General features: G+C 69.4%; 16 protein-coding genes. 14 read left to right on the top strand and 2 right to left on the bottom strand.

Features of this window, described 5'->3' with window-relative positions:
* Positions 1-380: 380 nt before the first annotated feature.
* The 5 genes from A605_RS06165 to mobA all read left to right on the top strand — a co-directional run bounded on the left by A605_RS06165 (position 381) and on the right by mobA (position 5,694).
* Complete coding sequence (locus A605_RS06165) at positions 381-2,129, top strand: long-chain fatty-acid--CoA ligase (RefSeq protein WP_015400645.1); 1,749 nt, start codon at positions 381-383, stop codon at positions 2,127-2,129.
* 61 nt (positions 2,130-2,190) lie between these two features.
* Positions 2,191-3,294, top strand: a complete 1,104-nt coding sequence (moaA, locus tag A605_RS06160) for a GTP 3',8-cyclase MoaA (protein ID WP_015400644.1) — start codon at positions 2,191-2,193, stop codon at positions 3,292-3,294.
* A gap of 36 nt (positions 3,295-3,330) precedes the next feature.
* Positions 3,331-4,587 carry a molybdopterin molybdotransferase MoeA gene (locus A605_RS06155; protein WP_015400643.1) on the top strand — a complete coding sequence of 419 codons (1,257 nt, stop codon included), beginning with the start codon at positions 3,331-3,333 and terminating at the stop codon, positions 4,585-4,587.
* A gap of 25 nt (positions 4,588-4,612) precedes the next feature.
* The gene (moaC, locus tag A605_RS06150) at positions 4,613-5,092 is read left to right on the top strand and encodes a cyclic pyranopterin monophosphate synthase MoaC (protein WP_015400642.1); all 480 of its coding nucleotides are present in this window, start codon (positions 4,613-4,615) and stop codon (positions 5,090-5,092) included.
* Complete coding sequence (mobA, locus tag A605_RS06145) at positions 5,089-5,694, top strand: molybdenum cofactor guanylyltransferase (protein ID WP_027004460.1); 606 nt, start codon at positions 5,089-5,091, stop codon at positions 5,692-5,694. Before moaC ends, mobA begins: the two co-directional genes overlap by 4 nt.
* A 324-nt stretch (positions 5,695-6,018) precedes the next feature.
* Here mobA and A605_RS06140 read toward each other — a convergent pair whose 3' ends face one another.
* Entirely contained in the window at positions 6,019-7,458 is a 1,440-nt protein-coding gene (locus A605_RS06140; protein WP_015400640.1) for a multicopper oxidase domain-containing protein, read from the bottom strand.
* A 329-nt stretch (positions 7,459-7,787) separates the two neighbouring features.
* On the opposite strand from A605_RS06140, the gene A605_RS06135 reads away from it, so the two are divergent.
* The gene (locus A605_RS06135) at positions 7,788-9,275 is read left to right on the top strand and encodes a DNA methyltransferase (protein ID WP_015400639.1); all 1,488 of its coding nucleotides are present in this window, start codon (positions 7,788-7,790) and stop codon (positions 9,273-9,275) included.
* A gap of 9 nt (positions 9,276-9,284) precedes the next feature.
* On the opposite strand, the gene A605_RS06130 is transcribed toward A605_RS06135, so the two are convergent.
* Positions 9,285-9,773 carry a MogA/MoaB family molybdenum cofactor biosynthesis protein gene (locus tag A605_RS06130; protein WP_015400638.1) on the bottom strand — a complete coding sequence of 163 codons (489 nt, stop codon included), beginning with the start codon at positions 9,771-9,773 and terminating at the stop codon, positions 9,285-9,287.
* 256 nt (positions 9,774-10,029) lie between these two features.
* Between A605_RS06130 and A605_RS06125 the strand changes: the two genes are divergently transcribed.
* From A605_RS06125 to A605_RS06090, 8 genes are all read left to right on the top strand, one after another.
* Positions 10,030-11,364: an MFS transporter gene (locus tag A605_RS06125; protein WP_015400637.1), complete on the top strand. Its 1,335-nt coding sequence runs from the start codon at positions 10,030-10,032 to the stop codon at positions 11,362-11,364.
* Between the two features lie 30 nt (positions 11,365-11,394).
* Complete coding sequence (locus tag A605_RS06120) at positions 11,395-15,141, top strand: nitrate reductase subunit alpha (RefSeq protein ID WP_015400636.1); 3,747 nt, start codon at positions 11,395-11,397, stop codon at positions 15,139-15,141.
* A complete protein-coding gene (gene narH, locus A605_RS06115) occupies positions 15,141-16,760 on the top strand; it encodes a nitrate reductase subunit beta (RefSeq protein ID WP_015400635.1) in 1,620 nt (539 codons plus the stop codon). Before A605_RS06120 ends, narH begins: the two co-directional genes overlap by 1 nt.
* A gap of 4 nt (positions 16,761-16,764) precedes the next feature.
* On the top strand, positions 16,765-17,454 hold the full coding sequence (narJ, locus tag A605_RS06110) for a nitrate reductase molybdenum cofactor assembly chaperone (protein WP_015400634.1): 690 nt from the start codon (positions 16,765-16,767) through the stop codon (positions 17,452-17,454).
* 35 nt (positions 17,455-17,489) lie between these two features.
* The gene (gene narI, locus A605_RS06105) at positions 17,490-18,281 is read left to right on the top strand and encodes a respiratory nitrate reductase subunit gamma (protein WP_015400633.1); all 792 of its coding nucleotides are present in this window, start codon (positions 17,490-17,492) and stop codon (positions 18,279-18,281) included.
* A gap of 116 nt (positions 18,282-18,397) precedes the next feature.
* Positions 18,398-19,204 (top strand): molybdate ABC transporter substrate-binding protein, encoded by an 807-nt coding sequence (modA, locus tag A605_RS06100; RefSeq protein ID WP_015400632.1) that lies wholly within the window; start codon positions 18,398-18,400, stop codon positions 19,202-19,204.
* 51 nt (positions 19,205-19,255) lie between these two features.
* Complete coding sequence (locus tag A605_RS06095) at positions 19,256-21,217, top strand: ATP-binding cassette domain-containing protein (protein ID WP_015400631.1); 1,962 nt, start codon at positions 19,256-19,258, stop codon at positions 21,215-21,217.
* The gene (locus tag A605_RS06090; protein WP_015400630.1) at positions 21,214-22,044 is read left to right on the top strand and encodes a helix-turn-helix transcriptional regulator; all 831 of its coding nucleotides are present in this window, start codon (positions 21,214-21,216) and stop codon (positions 22,042-22,044) included. The genes A605_RS06095 and A605_RS06090 overlap by 4 nt, the downstream gene beginning before the upstream one ends.
* Positions 22,045-22,388: the final 344 nt, after the last annotated feature.

Here is a 22,388-nt window from a genome sequence, read left to right as displayed (position 1 = left end):
ACGCACACGGCTGGAAGCCTTCTGTGGAATTGACTGACTCAACGTCGTGGGACCGGAGGCGGAGAGACCGCTGGCCGTGTCACGCGGAGCCGAAAGTTAAGGGGTTTGGTCCCGGCGGCTGGTGGGCCAGGTGCCGGAATCCTCAGACCGAGCTGGAGCGATACTCCGCGACCCTCACCCGTGACATTGCCGGGTGGTCGGCCGCGTGAGACGGTCAAGGGGGTCGAATTCCCCGTGAGCCACTTGCCCCGGGCGGAGCGGGACTGAAAGCCGTCCCGTCGATCTGTCGAACAGTGTAGCGCATAATTCGTTTACCCCGGCACCGACCCGCCCTCCCCGGAGGCCCAACCCCGTCCGCTCCCCCGGCTAGAGTGTGGGACATGCTCTCCACCATGCAGGACCTGCCGCTGTCGATCGCGCGGATTCTGGAGTACGGCACCACGGCCCACGCGTCGACGAAGGTGACCACGTGGAGAACCGACCGCGCCGAGGAGACCACCTTCGACGCCATCGGGGCACGCGCCGCCGCCCTCGCTCACGCACTGCACGATGACCTGGGCATCACCGGCGACCAACGGGTCGGTTCCCTCCTCCACAACTGCGCCGAGCACCTGGAGGTGATGTTCGGCGTCTCCTGCATGGGAGCCGTGTTCACGCCGCTGAACAAGCAGCTGATGGACGACCAGGTCCGGCACATCGTCAACCACGCGGAAGTCGAGGTGATCATCGCCGATCCGCGCCTGGCCACGCAGCTGGGCCGGGTGATCGACGGCTGCCCGTCGGTGCGCGCCGTCGCGTTCATCGGGCTCGGCCCCGTCGATGAGCTGGCGGCCCAGCTGCCCGGGGGTGTGGCCGTGCACTCCTACGAAGGGCTTCTCGACGGCCGCGCGACCCGCTACGACTGGCCGCGGCTCGACGAGAACACCGCGGCGGCCATCTGCTATTCCACGGGCACCTCCGGTGCGCCGAAGGGCGTGGCCTACTCCCACCGCTCCCTCTACCTGCAGGCGATGGCCCTGCGCACCACCGATTCCCTGGCCGTCTCCCACGGCGAGTCCTTCCTGTGCTGCGTGCCGATCTACCACGTGCTCAGCTGGGGCGTGCCCTTCGCCGCGTTCATGTCGGGTACTCCCCTGGTCTTCCCCGACGCGGACGTCTCCGCCCCGACGCTGGCCCGGCTCATCGCCGCCACCCACCCACGCGTGGCGCACGGTGTGCCCACCCTGTGGATCCAGCTGATCGTCCACTACCTGCACAACCCGCCGGAGCGCATGTCGCTGACCGAGATCTACGTGGGCGGCTCACCGGCCCCGCCGATCCTCATCAAGCTGTGGGAGGAGCGCTACGGCGTCGACATCGTCCACGTGTGGGGCATGACCGAGACCTCCTCGGTGGGCACCGTCGCCCGGCCGCCGTCGGGCTCCTCAGGCGAGGCCCGCTGGGCCTACCGCGTCAGCCAGGGCCGTTTCGCCTCCCTGCTGGAGTACCGGGTGGTCAACGACGGCCGTGTCGTCTCCGCCACGGACCGCAACCAGGGCGAGATCCAGGTGCGCGGCAACCTCGTTGCCGGTTCCTACTACCACTCCCCGACCGAGGAGGGCGAGGGCGCGGCCGCCAGCTTCCGCGGCCGGGACGTCGACGCCGCGGCTGAACTGTTCACCGCCGACGGCTGGCTGCGTACCGGTGACGTCGGCTCGGTGACCTCCGACGGCTACCTGACCGTCTCCGACCGGGCCCGCGACGTCATCCGCTCCGGCGGTGAGTGGATCTACTCCGTCATGCTGGAGAACCTGATCATGGAGGCCCCGGAGGTCGTCGAGTGCGCCGTCATCGGCTACCCCGACGAGAAGTGGGGCGAGCGGCCGCTGGCCGTGACCGTCCTGCACGAGGACATCGCGCAGACCCGGCAGACCGCCGAGGAGCTGCGCGACGGGCTGCGGTCCACTCTGCCCGGCTGGATGCTGCCCGAGTACTGGACCTTCGTCCGCGACATCGACAAGACCTCGGTGGGCAAGTTCGACAAGAAGGATCTGCGCCAGCACCTCTCCGACGGCGAGTTCCGCATCATCCGGCTCCAGGGGCCGGGGCACCGGAGAAGCGACGAGGAGTCCGACGGGGCCCCCGGATAACCCCGATCAGGCACGGTCGGCCCTTGGCAGATTCCCGGCATCTTCCTACTATGGGAGGGCAATGACTACGCGACTGACGCTGAAGACGACTCCGCCGGGAGCCCCCGCCTCCTACACCGCGCCGACGGATCTCCCGGAGGCCGCCACCGACGGCTCCCGCGCGCTCGTCGACAAGTTCGGCCGCGTCGCCCGTGACCTGCGCGTCAGCCTCACCGACCGGTGCAACCTGCGCTGCACCTACTGCATGCCCGCTGAGGGCCTGGAGTGGATGCCCACCGAGCAGACGCTCAACGACGAGGAGGTCATCCGCCTGATCACCCTCGCCGTGACCAAACTCGGCATCCGTCAGGTCCGCTTCACCGGCGGCGAGCCTCTCCTGCGCAGGTCGCTGGAGAAGATCATCGCCGCCACCACCGCCCTGACCACCGACGAGGGCGGGTCCGTCGGCACCGCCCTGACCACCAACGGGCTGGGCCTGGACAAGCGCATCACCGCGCTCAAGGAGGCCGGGCTGGGGCGGGTCAACATCTCACTCGACACCCTCGACCGGGAGCACTACGCGAAACTGACCCGGCGCGACCGGCTCGACCACGTGCTGCGGTCCATCGACGCGGCCATCGGGGCGGACATGCACCCGGTGAAGATCAACACGGTGGTCATGCCGGGCGTCAACGAGGACGACATCGTCCCGCTGGCCGAGTACTGCCTGCGCAAGGGTGCCCAGTTGCGGTTCATCGAGCAGATGCCGCTGGGCCCCCGCGAGCAGTGGAAGCGCTCCGACATGGTCACCGCCGAGCAGATCCTCGAGCGCCTGCGCACCGCCTTCGAGCTCTCCCCCGCCTCGGAGCCGCGGGGTTCGGCCCCGGCCGCCCTGTGGAACGCCCGGGGGCGTGGCCTGGCGGGGAAGATCGGTGTGATCGCCTCGGTGACCCACTCATTCTGCGGCAACTGCGACCGCAGCCGGTTGACCACCGACGGCGCGATCCGCAACTGCCTGTTCTCCAACTCGGAAACCTCGCTGCGCGACCTGATGCGCTCCGGCGCCAGTGACGAGCAGCTCGCCCAGGCCTGGGCGGGCGCGATGTGGGGCAAGCTGCCCGGGCACGGGATCGACGACCCCGGCTTCCTCCAGCCCGACCGTCCGATGTCCGCCATCGGCGGTTAGGCTGGCGGAGTCTCCACCCGGAAAGGTCGTGTCAGCATGTCCCACGTCGGCGCTCCGGCGCGCTCCATCGACGAGCATCTGGCGGCCGTGCTCTCCCTCAGCCGCACGACGGCCCCGGTCACCCTCCCGAGTGTTGCCGCCCTGGGATCCGTCCTGGCCGCCGACGCCGTCGCGACGCTGGCGGTCCCGCCGTTCTCCAACTCCGCGATGGACGGTTTCCTCCTCCACGCCGCCGACCTGAACGGTGCCGGACCCTGGACGCTGCCGGTCGCCGGCGACGTCCCGGCCGGCTCGACGGCGGTGGAGGTTCCGCGTGGTGCGGCCGTGCGGATCATGACGGGCGCACCCGTCGGCGACCCGGTCGACCCCGGGCTCATCGTCGTGCCCGTCGAACAGACCACCACCCCGCCCGGCCCCGGGGTACTGCCGGCCGAGGTCACCGTGCGCGAGGTCACCCCCGGCCGGGCCCACATCCGCCGCGCCGGGGCCAACACCTCCCCCGGGGACGTCGTCGCCCGGGCCGGCACCCGCGTCGACGCCGGCACGCTGGCCGCCCTGGTCTCCGCCGGGGTGGACTCGGTGTCGACGCACCCGCCGGTGCGGGTGGCGGTGATCTCCTCCGGGGACGAGCTCGTCGAGCCCGGCGTCACGCCCGGCCCGGGGCAGATCCCGGACTCCAACGGCCTGATGCTCGCCGCCCTGCTCACTGAGGCCGGGGTGTCTGACGTCTCCCGCGCCCACGCCGGGGACGTCGACGGCGGCTTCGCCGAGGAGCTCTCCCGCGCCTGCACGGATAATGACCTCGTGATCACCAGCGGCGGGGTCTCGGCCGGAGCGTTCGACGTGGTCCGTGAGGTGACGGGGGCGGGTGACATGTGGTTCGGCCACGTGGCCCAGAAGCCCGGCGCGCCGCAGGGGCTCGGAGTGTGGGAGGACACCCCGCTGGTGTGCCTGCCCGGCAACCCGGTCGCGGCGTTCGTCTCCTTCCACCTGTACGTCGCTCCCCTGGTCCGGGCACTCGCCGGCCATCCGGCACCGGCCTCCCAGCTGGCCCGGCCGCACGTGACGGCCGTGGCGGAGCGGGAGTTCCCCGTCCCGCGGGACCGGGCGATCATTGTCCCGGTGCGGTTGGACTGGTCGACGGGGCGGGCGGTGGCCACCCCGTTCGCCCGGCGGGGCGTGGGCTCCCATCTGGTGGCCTCCCTCGTGGCCACCGACGGCCTCGCCGTCATCGCACCGGATGCGCCCGCCCCCGCCGCCGGTGATCCGGTTACCGTTGTCCTGACCCACTGACCAGCCCCACCCCGGGAGGAAACACGTGAAGTTCACCCATCTCACCGACGCCGGCACGGCCTACATGGTCGACGTCACGGAGAAGAAGCCCACGGTGCGCGCCGCGACCGCCCGCGGCGAGATCGCCTGCTCCCCGGAGGTGCTGACCGCACTGCGCGACGGCACCGTGCCCAAGGGCGACGTCCTGGCCGTGGCCCGGGTGGCCGGCATCGCCGCCGCCAAGAAGGTCCCGGACCTGCTTCCGCTGGCCCACACCATCGGCGTCCACGGCTGCGCGGTCGATCTCGAGATCCGTGACGATCACGTGGCGGTCGAGGCCACCGTGCGCACCGCCGACCGCACCGGCGTGGAGATGGAGGCGCTCACGGCCGTCTCGGTGGCCGCGCTCGCGGTCATCGACATGGTCAAGGGCGTGGACCGTTCGGCCTACATCCGCACCTGCGGCATCACCGCCAAGTCCGGTGGCCGCTCGGGTGACTGGTCACGGGAACTGCCGCGCCCATGAGCGGCGGACACCGACCGGGGGTGATCATCCTCGCCGGCGGACGAGGCTCCCGCATGGGCGGGGTCGACAAGTCCCAGGTCCGACTCGACGGGGTCACGCTGCTGGACCGGGTACTGGACGCCGTGACCCGGCAGCTGCCCGGGGTCGGCGAGATCGTCGTGGTCTCCCCCCACGACGTGCCCGTGCCCGCCGGGGTGGCCGTGGTCTCCGAGGATCCGCCCTTCGGTGGGCCGGCCGCCGGCGTCGCCGCCGGATTCGCCGCCCTGGACGCCCCGGCGATCGTGCTGGTGTTCTCCGTCGACGCCCCCGAATCACCGCGCGTGGCCACCCGCCTGTTGGCCGGGCTGGTGCGCGACCTCGACGCCGATGTCGCCGTGGTCCGGGCGGCGGACGGCCACCTCCAGCCGCTGTGCGCTGCCTGGCGGGGCGAGGGGCTGGCCCGGGCGCTGGAGAACCTCGGGGATCCGCGGGACGTGGCGGCGAAGAAGCTGCTGGCCGCCGCCGGGAAGGTCACCGAGATCAACGGCGACGGCCGCGAGCGCGACTACGACACGGTGGCCGAGCTCTCCGAGCGCGGGGAGGTCGGGCTTCCAGAGGGGTGAGCGGAAGTGCCGGTCGCGTTCACCGGGGCATGTGTACCATCTTCGGTCACCGGCCCCTGCCCTCCGGCTTTCCCGTGGATTTCCCCCTCTTGCCCCGCATTAAGGAGTGAAAGTAGTTGTCCGTCGTCGTGGTTGCCCTGATCCTGCTCTTTTGGATCCCGGGGTTGGTGGTCATCTCGCTGATGGGTTACGGGGTATATCTCCTCGTGCAGGAACGCCGGAGGCGGACAGCGCGGAAGAGCCGGCCAGGTGATTGTTCTTCAGCGGCTCGCTGCCCCTGAAGTGGACGGCACGTCGATGGTCGTCGATGGTCATGGCCGGTGCCTACTCCACCACGATCCGCCCGTGCTGGCCCTTCTCCGCGTCGGTCATCACGTGGTTGACGAAGGTGTAGGTGCCCGGCTCGTCGAAGGTGACCTCGACGAACCCGGCCTGGGCCGGCACCAACGGCAACACCTGGGCGCCCGTGGACTGCGCGAGTCCGTCGCGGATGGTGTACCTGCCCTCGGTGAACACGGTGTCGAAGATCTCGCCCACGATGTGGAAGCTGAGCGGGTTGTCCGGGCCGGCATTGAGCACCCAGAACCGGGCCGACTCCCCCACCCCGATCTCGAGGGGCCGGTGGTCGTACTGGTTGGGATGGCCGTTGAAGGCCGTCAGGTCATACAACCCGTCGCTCACCCGCTGCGCGTCGGCGCCCACGTCCTCCTGGCCGAGGAAGACCTCGTGGCCGACGAGCAGGTACTCGTGATCGACACCCCCGAGCGCCAGCTGCGAGCCCGCTGGCGGGTCGATGACCACCGCCCCGGCCATGCCGTTGGCGATGTGCAGACTCATCGGCGCCGTCGCGCAGTGATACATCCAGATTCCGGCCCGCCGGGCGGTGAATTCGTAGACCAGTGACTCACCGGGCTGGATGGTGGACATCGCGGCGTCGGGACTGACCTCCCCGGCATGGAAGTCCACGCTGTGGCTCATCGTGCCTTCGTTGACGAGCTTGACGCGGAAGGTGTCGCCGACCTTGCCCCGCAGGACGGGCCCCGGCGCGGTGCCGTTGAACAACCACTGCACCTGCTGGTGCCCCGGCGCGACCTCGCGGACCTCCTCCGTCATCACCAGCTCGATTTCGTGCACATCACCCTCCGGGGCCGGGGCCAGCACCGGGTCGTGGGCGAGGAAATCCCCGCCCGGGTCGAGCTGGCGCTCGGCGGGCGTGGGCACGTCGACGAAGGGGTTGGCCGGGGAGCCGGCCGCCGACGCCGTGTGGTCCACGCCGGCCATCGCACCGCCGTCGCCACCGGTGACGTCAACCCGGAAAGTCATGCCCATGGCCTTGTGCCCGGCGATGGTGCACCAGCCCTCGGCCGACTCCCCGAACACGCCGGCGTCGAAGGTCACCGTCTCCCCGGGCGGGATGTCCCCGGACCGCTGGCCGTTGATCGCGAGGTCGTGCCGGAGCTCGTCATCGTTGGTGATCTCGAGCACCAGGCGGGTGCCGGCAGGCACCTCGACGGCGGCGGGGATAAACGCCATGCCCTCGATGCGCACCTGGTGGGTGACCGTCTCCGCCGTCGCGGCCGCCACGGAGCCGTCGCCTGCCGACGCCGTGGTGGTGCCGTCGGCGGTGTTCGTCGAGGGGGTCAGCGCCACCGAGAGCACGACCACGGCCGCGACCGCCAGGCCGATGAGCAGCCAGGACGCCCAGGCGCCACGGGTGCGGTCGGCGGATCCCGGGCCGGAGGGGGAACCGGGCGGAGGGGTCATCTCGTCTCCAATCGATGCTGGGCGGTGATGGTTGCGCCGACGGTGGGGCGGCCGATCTGGCGGGCGCACCCTGAGCACACCGGAGCGCTTTTCTTTTCCACGGTGTTTATCGTACTAATGTCCGGGTCAAGGTGGAAACACACCTCCGCAGTCCCGACGAGGCCCGCGAGGAGATCTTCGGACTGGGGCATCTGCAGGAGGGTCCGCAGGGCCGGTGGCCGGGCAGGTCGGGTGACTGGGTGATCACCGGACCCTTTTCCACATCCGGGCACCCCACGTCCCCATGCCGGATATGCTCAGGGCAAGTCCCCCGCCCCGTGGGAGGTGCCATGCGCCAACTGCCCACCCCTCTCCGGAAGGCACTGTCCGGCCACGGCGCCTTCCCGGATGCCGCGGCCGTGCGCCGGGCCGCTGAGCGACTGGATCCGGAACTGCTACGGGCCCTGCTCGCCTCCCCCGGCTTACGGCGGCGCCTCTTCACGGACGTCGACGGGGTGGCCGTCTTCGACCGCGCCGCGTTCACCGCCCTGTTGGATGGGGTCACCGGCCCGAACGATGGCGTCAGGCTCATTTGGCCGGATGCCGGGGCCAGGCCGTCCGTCGGCGCCACCACCGCGCGTCTGGCCAACGCCCGCCGCCATACCGCCGACCGTGTCGAGACGGTCAGGCACGCAGACGACGGTGACAACCTCCTTGTCAAGGGTGAGAACTTGAAAGTTCTGGGATCCCTGCTGCCACTGCTGCACGGGGGCGTCCGGCTGATCTACATCGATCCGCCCTACAACACGGGCAACAGCGCCCTCCCCTACGAGGACCGGCTGACCCGCCCGGAGTGGCTGACATTCATGCGCGACCGGGCGGAGGTGGCCGCGCAGCTGCTCACATCCGACGGGGTGCTGCTCATCCAGTGCAGCTCCCACCAGGCCGCCCACCTGGAGGTCATGCTCGAGGGCGTCGACCAACTGCACAAGGTGATGGTCTTCCACACGCTGGTGCGCCACCCCGACCGCGCCCTGACCGCGGGCAAGCAGTTCAATGACGTCGTCGAGCAGATCCTCGTCTTCGCCCGCGACCGGCACTTCCGCATGCCGCGGCGCACCCGGCCCCGCCGACTCGACGACTACCGCTGGCAGATCGAGGTCACCGGCCCCGGCCGTCCCATGCAACTCGGGGGCCGGGCCTGCACCGTGTTTCCCGGCGGCGAGTGGACCAGGCGAGCCGCCGAGCCCGGTGCGGACAATCTCCGCTCGCACTCCATCCGGGGAAGCCTGCGCGAGAAGAACTCCTCGGGCCGCTTCTACGTCGCCCACATCGAGCCACTGGCCGCACAGCTGGGGCCGGGGACGCTGGTGCGGGTGCCGGACATCGGCGATGACGGCCTGGGCCACCGGTTCTTCCACACACCGCGGACCGGCACCAAGAACGGCACCTACTTCCAGGGGGTACCGCAGTCGACGGCCGCGACCACCCTGCCCCATCCGAACTTCCTGGACTTCCACGGGGAGTTCAACCGGGTGGCAGCCGAAGGCGGGGTGGACTTCCGCAACGGCAAGAAGCCGGAGGCGCTGCTGAAATTCCTCCTCGAGATCTTCACCGAACCCGGGGACACGGTCCTGGACTACCACCTGGGTTCCGGCACCACCGCGGCCGTCGCCCACAAGCTCGGACGGCGCTGGGTGGGCATCGAGAAGATGGACTTCATCGAGACCGTCACGCTCCGGCGGCTGTGCGGGGTCCTCGCCGGCGAGCAGTCGGGCATCTCGGGCGAGGTCGGCTGGGCGGGCGGCGGCGGATTCGTCTACGCGGAGCTGAACTGAGCGCCGACGTCAGTCGCGGCCGAGGCGTTCGAAGATATGGGGCAGCAGCGGACAGAGGACGCCCAGGGTGTCACGCACCCCGCCCTGAGAGCCAGGGGCGTTGACGATCAGCGACGCGCCGGCCTCGCGCCCGGTCAGCCCCACCAGCCCGCGGGAGAGCCCGGCCTGCGCGGAACTCTCCAGCCCCTCAAGAAGAATCTGGGTGGCGACCCCGGTCAACTGGATCGACAGCAGCGGTGCGGTGGCCTCCGGCGTCTGATTGCGCGGGCCGACCCCGGTGCCACCGACGGTGACGATCACGCGCACACCGTCGACGAGGGCGGCGCGCAGCCGGGCGGCGACGGCGTCGATGCCCTCCGGCACGACGATGACCTCGCGGACATCAACCCCCGCGGCGGAGAGCAGCTCCCGCGCAATCGGCCCGGCCTGATCCCCGCGCTCGCCGGAGACGATCCGGTCAGAGACGACGACCACCGCACCGGTCAGTTTCGTGGTCATGGCCACCCTTTCCCAATTACAGTAATCTGTGAATTACGTCATATCCCGCCTATTCGGAGCGGAGGTCCACCCGAACACCGCCATGGCCGACCTGCACCAAACCAAAACTGGGACGAATTACGCAACAGAAGTATGCGCTAATTTTAGCCGGAATTTCCCGTTTTAACGGTCGACAACGCAGGTCACAGCCTATACCGTGGCGAATAAGATTCGGCTTGTATGTATAAATTCCGAACTGACTCACAGTGAGGTAGACATGACCGCTCTCAACACCGAAGGACGCGTGCTCCAGGGCTGGGACCCCGAGGACGAGGAGAGATGGGACTCCAGGATTGCGTGGACCACCTTGTGGATCTCCACCATCACCCTGTTCATCGGCTTCGCCACCTGGTATCTGGTCTCCGCCATCGCACCGATGCTCAACCAGATCGGCTTCGACCTCACCGCGGGCCAGCTGTACTGGCTGACGGCGATCCCCGGGCTGGCCTGCGGCATCTTCCGGCTGATCTGGATGTTCCTGCCGCCGATGCTGGGCACCCGCAAGCTGGTGACGCTGTCGTCGCTGCTGTTCGTCATCCCCATGCTCGGCTGGTTCTTCGCCGTCCAGGACACCTCCACCCCCTTCTGGTGGCTGATGCTCCTCGCCTTCCTCTCGGGCGTCGGCGGCGGCGTATTCTCCGGATTCATGCCCTCGACCGGGTACTTCTTCCCGAAGCGGCTGTCCGGCACCGCCCTGGGCCTGCAGGCGGGCCTGAGTAACCTCGGCATGTCCTTCATCCAGCTGGTCGCCCCGTGGCTGATGGGTTTCACCCTCCTGGGCATCGGCTTCGTCGCCCCGCAACGCACCGGCACCGGTGACAACATCTTCGTCCACAACCCGGCCATCTTCCTGGCCCCCTGGGCGGTCCTCATGGCGGTCATCGCCTGGATCTATCTCAAGGACGTGCCGGTCACCGCGAACTTCCGCCAGCAGATCGACATCTTCGGCAACACCAACACCTGGGTGCTCACGATCATCTACCTGATGACCTTCGGTGCCTTCTCCGGTTTCGCGGCCCAGTTCGCCCTGCTCATCAACAACATCTACGGCGCCAACTCCCCGTTCGCCGAGACCAGGGGCATCGAGGATCTCCCCCGCGGCGCCGCCTGGGCGTTCCTCTTCCCGCTGATCGGTGCCCTGGTCCGCGCCCTGTGGGGTCCGTTGTGCGACAAGTTCGGCGGTGCGGTCTGGACCTTCGTCGGCGGAGTGGGCATGACCATCTTCACCGCGGTGGCCGCACTGTTCCTCACCCCGGATTCACCGGACCAGTTCTGGTGGTTCCTCGGCGCGATGCTGATCATGGCCTTCTTCACCGGCCTCGGCAACGCCGGCACCTTCAAGCAGATGCCGATGATCCTGCCCAAGCGTCAGGCCGGCGGAGTGATCGGCTGGACCGGCGCCATCGGCGCCTTCGGCCCGTTCATCGTGGGCGTGCTGCTGTCGATGATGGCCCCCACCGTCTTCTTCTGGGGGTGCGTGGTCTTCTTCGCCGTCGCCACCGCGCTGACGTGGATCTTCTACGCCCGCCCCAACGCCCCCTACCCCGGCTGACCCCGGTCTGATCGAGAAGTTAGGAATGACATGACAACCTCCACCCGCCAGAGCGGAACGGATTCGGTCAACCCGCTGTTCAAATTCGGCAGCTTCCTGCGCAAGGGCGACACCGGTCCGGGCGGCCAGCAGCTGTTTCTCCAGGGCGGCCGCCAGGCCGACGTGTTCTACCGCAACCGCTGGTCCTTCGACAAGATGGTCCGCTCCACCCACGGCGTGAACTGCACCGGCTCCTGCTCCTGGAAGGTCTACGTCAAGGACGGCGTGATCACCTGGGAGTCCCAGGCCGTGGACTACCCCACCACCGGCCCGGACATGCCGGACTACGAGCCCCGCGGCTGCCCCCGCGGCGCCTCCTTCTCCTGGTACACCTACTCGCCCACCCGCATCCGCTACCCTTACGCCCGCGGCGCCCTCGTGGATCTCTACCGCGAGGCCAAGCGGCGCCTGGGGGATCCGGTCCTGGCCTGGCGCGAGATCGTCGAGGACCCGGACAAACGCGAGTCCTACGTCTCCCAGCGCGGCAAAGGCGGTCTCATCCGCATCTCCTACGAGGAGGCCATCGAGATCGCCGCGGCCGCCCACGTCTACACCATCCGTGAGTACGGCCCGGACCGCATCGCCGGCTTCACCGTCATCCCCGCGATGTCGCAGGTCTCCTACGGCGCCGGCACCCGCTTCCTGCAGACGATCGGCGGCGTCGCCCTGTCCTTCTACGACTGGTACGCGGACCTGCCGCCGGCCTCCCCACAGACCTTCGGCGACCAGACCGACGTGCCCGAGTCCGGCGACTGGTACAACTCCGCCTACCTGATGATGTGGGGCTCGAACATCCCCGTCACCCGCACCCCGGACGCCCACTTCATGACGGAGGTCCGGTACAAGGGCACCAAGGTCGTCGTGGTCTCCCCCGACTTCGCCGACAACACCAAGTTCGCCGACGAGTGGATGCGCATCGCCCCGGGCACCGACGCCGCCCTGGCCTTCGCCATGGGCCACGTCATCCTCTCCGAGTTCCACGTGGGCCGGCAGACGCCGTACTTCATGAACTACATGCGCAAGTACACCGACGCGCCCTTCCTGATCTCCCTGGACGAGCACGGCGACGGCACCTACACCCCGGGCAAGTTCCTCACCGCCTCACAGCTCTCCGACACCGCGCTCAGCTCCACGGCCAATGCGACCCACCGGCTGCTGACCATGGAGCCGGACGGACGCGTCGTCGACCCCGGCGGTACCGTGGCCGACCGTCACGGCGAGGACGGCGTCGGCAAGTGGAACCTGCGCCAGGACGGCGTCGACTCCGTGATGTCGATCGCCGAGACCGACACCTTCGGCACCGCCGAGGTCCTCTTCCCCCGCTTCGACCTGACCCCGGACCCGGAGGACGTGGACGGCACCGGCCCCATCGGCGCCGGCACCGTCCACCGTGGTGTACCGGTCCGCGAGGTCGACGGGAAGAAGGTCACCACCGTCTTCGACATCATGCTCGCCCACTACGGCGTCAACCGCCCCGAGCTGAACCTGCCGGGCGAGTGGCCGACGGACTTCCACGACGCCTCCACCCCGGGCACCCCGGCCTGGCAGGAGGAGCTGACCGGGGTGCCGGCCAACGCCGCCATCCGCATCGGCCGGGAGTTCGCCCAGAACGCCGTGGACTCGCAGGGCCGCTCCCAGATCATCATGGGCGCGGGGGTGAACCACTACTTCCACGCCGACAACATCTACCGCACCTTCCTGGCGCTGACCTCGATGTGCGGCACCCAGGGCGTCAACGGCGGCGGCTGGGCCCACTACGTCGGCCAGGAGAAGCTGCGCCCGATCAACGGCTGGACGCAGTACGCCATGGCCCTGGACTGGCAGCGCCCGCCCCGACAGATGATCACCACCGGTTTCTTCTACCTGGCCACCGACCAGTGGCGCTACGACAACTCCAAGGCCTCCCGCCTGGCCTCCCCGCTGGCCAACCGCGGGGCGGTGGGCGACAAGTCGATGTCCGACACACTCATCGAGTCGATGAAGCGCGGCTGGATGCCGTCGTTCCCCCAGTTCAACCGCAACCCGTTGCTGCTGGCCGACGAGGCCGCGGCGAAGGGCGTGGACGTCAGGGACCACATCGTCGACGAACTGAGCTCCGGCAACATGAAGTTCGCCGCCGAGGACCCGGACGCCCCGGAGAACTGGCCGCGCATCCTGCTCAACTGGCGCACCAACATCATGGGTTCCTCGGCCAAGGGCACCGAATTCTTCCTGCGCCACCTGCTGGGCGTCGACTCGGACGCCTCGGCGGAGGAGCTGGCGGCCCACGAGCGTCCCGAATCCCTCGTCTGGCGGGACGAGGCCCCCAAGGGCAAGCTCGACCTGATGCTCGCGACGGACTTCCGCAACACGTCGACCACCCTGCACTCGGACATCCTCCTGCCGGCCGCGACCTGGTACGAGAAGAACGACCTGTCCACCACGGACATGCACCCGTTCATCCACGCCTTCAACGCGGCGATCGACCCACCCTGGGAGGCACGCAGCGACTTCGAGGTCTTCCGCGACCTCGCGCAGGTGTTCTCCCGGCTCGCGGAGCGCTGGCTGGGCACCCAGACCGACGTGATCGCCGCCCCGCTCGGCCACGACTCCCCCGACGAACTCAACATGCCCAACGGCATCGTCCCGGACCTGGACACGGAAGGCCTGGTACCGGGCAAGACCATGGCCAAGCTCATCCCGGTCGAGCGTGACTACACCAAGGTCTTCGAGAAGTGGACCCACCTGGGACCGCTGACCGGGGAGAAGGGCTCGGGAGTGCACGGCACGTCCTACGACATGTCCAAGCAGGTCGAGGAGCTGGCGCTGATCAACGGCACCTCGGAGACCGTCTCCGCCGGCGAACGTCCCGAGCTGACCACCTCGACGAAGGTCATCGAGATGATCCTGCACCTGTCGGGCGTGTCGAACGGTGAGGTCGCCGCGGAGGGATTCAAGAACCAGGGCGACCGCGTCGGCACCGACATGTCCGACCTGGTGGCCGACACCAAGGGCACCCGCATCACGTGGGACGTCGTCAAGGAACGCCCGGCCGAGGTCATCACCTCCCCGGAGTGGAGCGGCGACAAGCGCAACCGCCGCCGCTACACCGCCTTCTCCATCAACATCGAGTACGACAAGCCGTGGCACACCCTGTCGGGCCGCATGCACTACTACCTCGACCACGACTGGTACCTGGACTACGGCGAGGCGCTGCCGGTGTTCCGTCCCCCGCTCGACCGGCTCCACCTCAACGGCGAGCTCAACCCCGGCGAGCTGGTCAAGGGCGACAGTGGCGACCCGGAGGTCACCGTCCGCTACCTCACCCCGCACAACAAGTGGTCCATCCACTCGCAGTACTTCGACAACCTGCACATGCTGTCGATCTCCCGCGGTGGCCAGGTGATCTGGATGTCGGACAAGGACGCCGGGAAACTCGGCATCGCGGACAACGACTGGATTGAGGCGTACAACCGCAACGGGGTCGTCTCGGCGCGTGCGATCGTCTCCCACCGCATCCCGGAGGGCACGGTCATCATGAACCACGCCCAGGAACGCACGACCGGCACCCCGCTCAATGAGCGCACCGGCCGCCGCGGCGGATCCCACAACTCGCTGACCCGCATCATGATCAAGCCCGTCCACGTGGCCGGGGGCTACGGTCACCTGACCTACGGCTTCAACTACATCGGCCCCACCGGCAACAACCGCGACGAGGTCACCCGCATCCGTCGCCGCTCCCAGGAGGTGCAGTACTAATGAAGGTAATGGCCCAGATCGCCATGATCATGAACCTGGACAAGTGCATCGGCTGCCACACCTGTTCCGTCACCTGCAAGCAGACGTGGACCAACCGTGAGGGAACCGAGTACATCTGGTTCAACAACGTCGAGACCCGCCCCGGCGTGGGCTATCCCCGCGGCTGGGAGGACCAGGAGAAGTGGGAGGGCGGCTGGGTCCGCACCTCCTCCGGCAAGCTCAAGCCGAAGGCCGGCGGCCGGCTGAAGAAGCTGCTGACCATCTTCCACAACCCGAAGCAGCCGTCGATCGACGACTACTACGAGCCGTGGACCTACGAGTACGACAAGCTGCTCTCCGCCCCGAAGGGCCAGCAGACGCAGCCGACGGCCGCCCCGGTCTCCCAGCTCGACGGCCGCCCGCTGGACAAGATCCGCTGGTCGTCCAACTGGGACGACAACCTCGGCGGCTCACCGGCGACGATGGACGAGGACCCTGTCCTCCACGACATGAACCTGACGGTGCAGAAGGAGATCGAGGACTCCTTCATGTTCTACCTGCCGCGCATCTGCGAGCACTGCCTCAACCCGACCTGCGCGTCCTCCTGCCCCTCGGGGGCGATCTACAAGCGCGCCGAGGACGGCATCGTGCTCGTCGACCAGGACCACTGCCGCGGCTGGCGCATGTGCGTGACCGGCTGCCCCTACAAGAAGGTCTACTTCAACCACAAGACCGGCAAGGCCGAGAAGTGCACGCTGTGCTACCCGCGCATCGAGGTCGGCCAGCCGACCATCTGCTCGGAGACCTGCGTGGGCCGCCTGCGTTACCTGGGCGTGCTGCTCTACGACGCCGACCGGGTCGCCGAAGCCGCCGCGACCGAGGACCCGCAGGACCTCTTCGAGGCGCAGAAGGACATCTTCCTCGACCCGCACGACCCACGCGTGGTGGAGGCCGCCATCGAGGAGAACGTCCCCCACTCCTGGATCGACGCCGCCCAGCAGTCCCCCATCTGGGACCTGATCTTCAGGTACGAGGTCGCCCTGCCGCTGCACCCGGAGTACCGCACCCTGCCGATGGTCTGGTACATCCCGCCGCTGAGCCCGATCGTCGACGAGGTCACCGCCTCCGGCAACGACGGCGAGGACCACAAGGTGCTCTTCTCCGCCCTGTCGAACATGCGCATCCCGCTGGAGTACCTGGCCGGACTGTTCACCGCCGGGGACACCGTGCCGGTGGAGAAGTCCCTCCGCCGGTTGGTCGCCATGCGCTCCTACATGCGCGACATCAACCTGGGCACCGAGCCGCAGGAGGAGATCGCGCGGGCCGTCGGCATGACGGGAAAGCAGGTCCGGCAGATGTACCACCTGCTGGCCGTCGCCAAGTACGACGACCGCTACGTCATCCCGACGGCCTCCCCGGAAACACCGCGCGGCATCGCCTCCCTCGACCCGTTCGGCACCGTCGACCCGGCCAATGCGATGGACCAGTTCCCGGATCTCGGTGAGGGCGCGCCGGAGGCCTGCACCTCCGAGGGCTGCGGCGGACACGGGGACGACGCTGACGGAAAGGCCGGCAAGGTCTCGCTGCTGAGCTGGACCGGTGACCGCCCGGACGGCATGTTCCCGCCGAGAAAGGACTAGCGCGATGCCCCGCACCCACACCGGCCGGATACCCACCGAACTGACCCGGCCCGTGGCCATCGGCCGCGAACAGCGCCGCACCCTGGCGATGATGGACTCGCTGCTGCTGGACTACCCGGACGACGCCTTCGGCCGGAAATTCGCGGCCGTCGAGACGCAGGTGCACACCCTGCCGCCGGCCGTCGCCGCGGAGGTCACCGCTTTTCTCGACGCCGCGCGGGTCCTCGGCCTGCGCGGGCTGCAGACCCACTACGTGGAGACCTTCGACCAGCGGCGCCGCTGCTCGCTGTTCCTGTCCTACTACGCCGTCGGCGACACCCGGCAGCGCGGCGCGGCCATCCTGGCCTTCCGCGAGGCGCTGCAGTCGCTCGGCTTCGAGGAACTGCGCGAGGAGCTGCCCGACCACCTCTGCGTCGTGCTCGAGGCGACGGCCCTGGCCGAGGACGAGTCCCACGACACCGCCGTCGAGCTGCTCGCCGCCCACCGCGACGGGATCGAGGTGCTGCGCTCGGCACTCGAGTTCGCGCGTTCCCCGTACGCGCACCTGATCACCGCGCTGTGTATGGCGCTGCCGAAGATCGACGAGGACACCGCGCGCAGCTACCTCGACCTGATCCAGTCGGGTCCGCCGGAGGAGCTGGTGGGTCTCGGCACTCCCCTGCCCTTCCCGACCGCCCAACCGGACGTCCACTAGCCGCCGTCCAGGCACCATCTGACGAAGGAACCATCATGAACTACTTCGACACCTTCCTGTGGGTCGCGTTCCCCTGGTTGGCCATCGCCGCCTTCTTCATCGGCATCTTCTGGCGCTGGCGCTCCGACCAGTTCGGCTGGACCTCGCACTCCACCCAGATCTACGAGTCCACCCTGCTGCGGATCTCCTCCCCGATGTTCCACTGGGGCATGGTCTTCGTGATCATCGGCCACCTGATGGGCCTGGCGATCCCGAAGTCCTGGACGCGGGCGGTGGGCATCTCCGACGTGGCCTACCACTGGATCGCCACCATCCCGGGCACCATCGCCGGGGTGGCCGTGATCATCGGCCTGGTCGGCCTGATCTACCGCCGCGTGGTCAACAAGTCGGTCTTCCTGGCCACCTCCACCTCGGACAAGATCATGTACGTCATGCTGGGACTGGCGATCCTCACCGGTTTCTTCGCCACCGTGTCCCTGCAGCTGTTCGGCGGGGCGCACGGCTACGACTACCGCGAGACCATCTCCCCGTGGCTGCGCCAGCTGCTGATCTTCAACGCCCAGCCGGAGATCATGGCCGCCGCCCCGTGGCAGTTCCAGGCGCACACCATCGCCGGTTTCGCCCTGATCGCCGTGTGGCCGTTCACCCGCCTGGTGCACGCGTTCTCCGCACCGGTCGGCTACACCACCCGCCCGTACGTGGTCTACCGCTCCCGCGACATCCGCACCCAGCCCATGCGCCGCCACGTCGCCTGGGAGCCCGTGCGTTCCTCCAACCGGAGCTCGTCACCCGCGGAGAAGGACGAGGCCCCCTGGTCCGGCGCCTGAGCGGCTCCGGTGCCGGTTCCGCCGCCACCGGCCACAAAAATCAGATCAACAGGTGAAATTCCCTTAAACTCGGAGGGAATTTCACCTTTATTTTTCTTCTCCCAGGAGTAGTCCGCATGATCCGACCTGCCCACCCCACCGGAGCCGCCGGTACCGCTCTCGCCACGCTCGGCGCCGCGGCCCTGCTGACCGGGTGCATCCCCGGGACGGCTGGCCCCGGATCCGCGGACGGCGACGCCGGGGTGACCGCCACCACCGAGGTCACCGTCCTGGGCGCGGCCTCCACGCGGGTGATCAACGAGCAGCTGGCCGACCTGGCCGGGGACCTCACTCCCCCGCAGTCGCTCGAGTTCGTCAACGCGGGCTCGTCCACCCTGGTCCAGCAGCTGGCCGACGGCTCGCCGGGCGATGTGCTCATCACCGCCGACGAGGCCACCATGGGCCGGGCCGTGGACAACGGCTCCGTCGAGGACCCGCAGGTGGTGGCCACCAACTCCATGGTGATGGTCGTGCCCGCCGGCAACCCGGCCGAGATCACCGGCGTCGACGATTCCCTCGACGACGCCTCCGTGGTCCTGTGCGATCCCCAGGTGCCCTGCGGCACCGTCTCCCGGGCCCTGATCGAGGAGCTCGGGGTGGACATCGATCCGGTCTCCCTCGAGCACTCCGTCTCCGATGTCCTGGGCAAGGTCATCTCCGGGGAGGCCGACGCCGGCTGGGTCTACCGCACCGACGCCGCCGCCGCGGGCGAGGCCGTGGAGGTCATCGACATCCCCGGCGCCGGGGACCACCCCAACTCCCTGGTCGCCGCCGTGACCGCCGGCACCGACACCCCCGCCGGGTCCCGGGAGCTTGTCGAGCTGCTGACCTCGGAGAAGATGGCCCGGGTGTGGCAGGCCCACGGCTTCACCCCGGCGCCGTAGCATCGACCGGCCCGACAACCACCCCGACCTGTCCCGGAGACGACCAGCCCAGTGACCACCAGCCCCACCACCGAGACCACCCCACCCCCACCGCGGCCGGTCCAGGGGCGGGTGCCGGTCGTCTTCGCGGTGCTGGGCGCGGTCGCCCTCGTGCTCATCCTGGGCCCCGTGCTGGCCCTGGGCATCCGCGTGCCGTGGGAGCGGTTCCCGACCGTCCTGGCCGAACCCGACACCGTCGAACTGCTGCGGGTCACCCTCGCCGCGGCGATCTGGGCGACCGTGGTCACCACCGCCCTGGGTGTGCCGCTGGCGGTGTGGATCCAGCACCTGCGCCGCGGAGGGCGGCTGGTCCGCCTGCTGGTTCTCCTGCCGCTGGCGATGCCGCCGGTCGTCGGCGGCCTGGCGCTGACCGCCGCCGTCGGCAGGCGTGGACTCACCGCCCCGCTGCTCGACGCCCTGGGCTGGCAGTTCGCCTTCGCCTTCCCCGGCGTGGTCCTGGCGCACGTGTTCATCGCGCTGCCCTTCGTGGTGGTCTCCGTCGACTCGGCGCTGCGCCAGATCGACCGGGAAATCCTCGCCAGCGCCGCGGGCGTGGGCATGCGACCGTGGGCGGTGCTGTGGCGGGTCACCCTCCCGGCCGCGGCGCCGGCGATCCTCACCGGCGCGGGCCTGGCCTTCGCCCGCTCGCTGGGTGAGTTCGGCACCACGCTGACCTTCGCCGGTTCCATGCCCGGGGTCACCCGCACCATGCCGCTGGGCATCTACCTCGAGCGCGAGATCAACCAGGACCGCGCCTACGTGCTCGCCGCGATCCTCATCCTGCTCGCCGTGCTCATCCTCGGGCTGGCCGCCCTCCCGGCGGCACTGCGCCGCGAGCCGACCCCCGCTCCACGCGCGATCGGCGATCTCGACGCCGCCCGCCTGCGGGAGCTGACCGCGCCGCGGGAGGGCGGGGTGCCCGTCACCGTCACCACCGCCGGGGTGACCACCCGCTTCCCCGCCGACCGCATCACCGCCGTCGTCGGCCCCAACGGCTCCGGGAAGACCACCCTCATGGGAATGATCGCCGGCCGGTTGCGCGGGGCGGCGGTCGCCGTCGGTGGACGCGTCGTCGACGGCGGGCGGTTCACCGCCCCCGAGGACCGCGGCGTCGTCCTGCTGACCCAGCGGCCCGGCCTGCCGCACACGGCGACCGTCGCGCAGGCCGTCACCATGGCCACCCGCGACAGGCGACTGACCGGGGAGCTTCTCGACGCCGCCGGCCTCGCCGACCTCGCCGGGGTGAAGATCCCGTCCCTGTCGGGTGGGCAGGCCGCCCAGGTCGCGCTCGTGCGCGCGCTGGGCGCCCGGCCGTCCGTGCTGATCCTCGACGAGCCGCTGGCGGCCATCGACGTCGCCTCGGCCACCCGCTGGCGCCGCCTGCTGCGCGCCACCGCCCCGGACCGCACCACCCTCCTGGTCACCCACGACGCCCTGGACGTGGCCGGATTGTCCGACCATCTCGTCGTCCTCGAGGGTGGCCGGGTCGTCGCCGACGGCCCCACCCGGGACCTGCTGGAGGTGCCGCCCAATGATTTCGTCGCCCAGTTGGTCGGCCTCAACCGACTGGAAGGTACGGTTTCAGACGTAGATATTGGTATGATAACTGTCCACAGTGAAGAAGTGACGGTCACCGGCACCGCCGCCGACGGGGAACAGTTCCACGTCGGAGACGAGGCAGTAGCCACCCTGCCCCCGGAGTCCATCACGCTACGCCTGCCCGGTGCGGCCCCCTCCCCGAGGGAGTCGGCCCGGAACGTCTGGCGCGGGGTCATCGGGTCCGTGGACTCCTCCGCCTCCCGTTCCGGAACCGTCGTCACCGTCTCGGTCGGATCCACCCGGCTGACGGTACCCGTCACCAGGCGATCGGCGATCGCTCTCGGCCTCGAGCCGGGGATGGCCGTCGAGTGTGTCACCAAGGCACACGGCATCACCGTCCATCCACATCTCCGACGGAAGGAATGGAAGCCATGACGCCTCAGTCAAACCCGCGGCCGGCCACCGAGCTGTTCCCGGAGTCGCTGCGGCTGAGCCCCAAACAGCGTGAGGTCCTGACCACCCTGCAGACGTTCCCCGAGGGCGCCCGTGCGGTCGACGTCGCGGCGGCACTGGGCATGCACGTCAACACCGCCCGCGGCCACCTCGACGAGCTGGTCAACCGGGACGCCGTCCGGGTGTTCACCGCCCCCGCCCAGGGGCGCGGCCGACCCTCCCTGATCTTCCAGGTGCGGGTGCCGGACAACCGGTCGATCGCCAATGAGTACGTCTCCCTGATCGAGGTGCTCGCCGCCGCCCTCAACGAGGTGGACGAGGTGACTCCGGCGGCCCGCGGGCAGGCCAGGGAGATCGGCCGGAAGTGGGCACGGCAGATGCAGGCGGAGGGCCGGGAGTGGACGAACGTCGAGGAGATGCTCAGCCCGCTCTACCTCAAACTCCGTGACATGGGCTTCGACCCCTCCATCGACCCGTCCCGGGAAACCGGGGACGGCGGCACCACCACCGACGTCCACCTGCACTCCTGCCCCTTCATCGTCGGATCCGAGCGCCCGTCGATCTTCGTGTGCGCCATCCACGAGGGATTCATCCAGGAGGCCATGGGGGACACCGGCCTGCCCGACGCCAGCGGCCGTGTCCACCTGACCCTGCGCCCCTTCGCCGGAGAGGACTCGTGCATCGTCTCCGTGGAGGAGACCCCGGAAAGCCCGGAGACCACGCCGGAACCGCCGGCCAATGAGACCGGGCAGGTCATCGAACGCATCGACCTGGAGAATCACCCGGGCCCGGGCCAGAAGACCGCCTGAGACGGTGGAGACCGGCCCTGTTCACCGGTGTTACGCGGGTGAACAGGGCCGGTCTGGTCCGGCGCGGGCCGTGCACACGGGCAGGTTCCCGAAGGACAGGGCCAGTGCCGAGACGGAGGTGTATTTTCCTCGGCCCCCGGGTATGACGAAGAACTGCGGACAGGGATAGTACACCTGTCAATCAATAGGTATCTGGAGATAATACACCTCAGCACCGGAGCGGCGGGACCACCCGGACCTCCGGATCGGCGAATACGCAGGGAACGCGCGCAACCGCGCACTCCCCGTCCGCAGACACGGGAAAGCGGCCCCGCCCACCTCCTGAACGGGGCCGCTGACCCGGA

The sequence above is a fragment of the Corynebacterium halotolerans YIM 70093 = DSM 44683 genome, from assembly GCF_000341345.1.
Lineage (GTDB): Bacteria > Actinomycetota > Actinomycetes > Mycobacteriales > Mycobacteriaceae > Corynebacterium > Corynebacterium halotolerans.
The sequence above is the reverse complement of the archived record's forward strand: the minus strand, read 5'-3'. Positions and strand labels throughout refer to the sequence as shown.

Excerpts from the sequence above, each read along its gene's own strand:
- A605_RS06165 (WP_015400645.1), top strand. The coding sequence starts at position 381 with ATGCTCTCCACCATGCAGGACCTGCCGCTGTCGATCGCGCGGATTCTG.
- moaA (WP_015400644.1), top strand. The coding sequence starts at position 2,191 with ATGACTACGCGACTGACGCTGAAGACGACTCCGCCGGGAGCCCCCGCC.
- A605_RS06155 (WP_015400643.1), top strand. The coding sequence starts at position 3,331 with ATGTCCCACGTCGGCGCTCCGGCGCGCTCCATCGACGAGCATCTGGCG.
- mobA (WP_027004460.1), top strand. The coding sequence starts at position 5,089 with ATGAGCGGCGGACACCGACCGGGGGTGATCATCCTCGCCGGCGGACGA.
- A605_RS06140 (WP_015400640.1), bottom strand. The coding sequence starts at position 7,458 with ATGACCCCTCCGCCCGGTTCCCCCTCCGGCCCGGGATCCGCCGACCGC.
- A605_RS06135 (WP_015400639.1), top strand. The coding sequence starts at position 7,788 with ATGCGCCAACTGCCCACCCCTCTCCGGAAGGCACTGTCCGGCCACGGC.
- A605_RS06130 (WP_015400638.1), bottom strand. The coding sequence starts at position 9,773 with ATGACCACGAAACTGACCGGTGCGGTGGTCGTCGTCTCTGACCGGATC.
- A605_RS06125 (WP_015400637.1), top strand. The coding sequence starts at position 10,030 with ATGACCGCTCTCAACACCGAAGGACGCGTGCTCCAGGGCTGGGACCCC.
- A605_RS06120 (WP_015400636.1), top strand. The coding sequence starts at position 11,395 with ATGACAACCTCCACCCGCCAGAGCGGAACGGATTCGGTCAACCCGCTG.
- narH (WP_015400635.1), top strand. The coding sequence starts at position 15,141 with ATGAAGGTAATGGCCCAGATCGCCATGATCATGAACCTGGACAAGTGC.
- narJ (WP_015400634.1), top strand. The coding sequence starts at position 16,765 with ATGCCCCGCACCCACACCGGCCGGATACCCACCGAACTGACCCGGCCC.
- narI (WP_015400633.1), top strand. The coding sequence starts at position 17,490 with ATGAACTACTTCGACACCTTCCTGTGGGTCGCGTTCCCCTGGTTGGCC.
- modA (WP_015400632.1), top strand. The coding sequence starts at position 18,398 with ATGATCCGACCTGCCCACCCCACCGGAGCCGCCGGTACCGCTCTCGCC.
- A605_RS06090 (WP_015400630.1), top strand. The coding sequence starts at position 21,214 with ATGACGCCTCAGTCAAACCCGCGGCCGGCCACCGAGCTGTTCCCGGAG.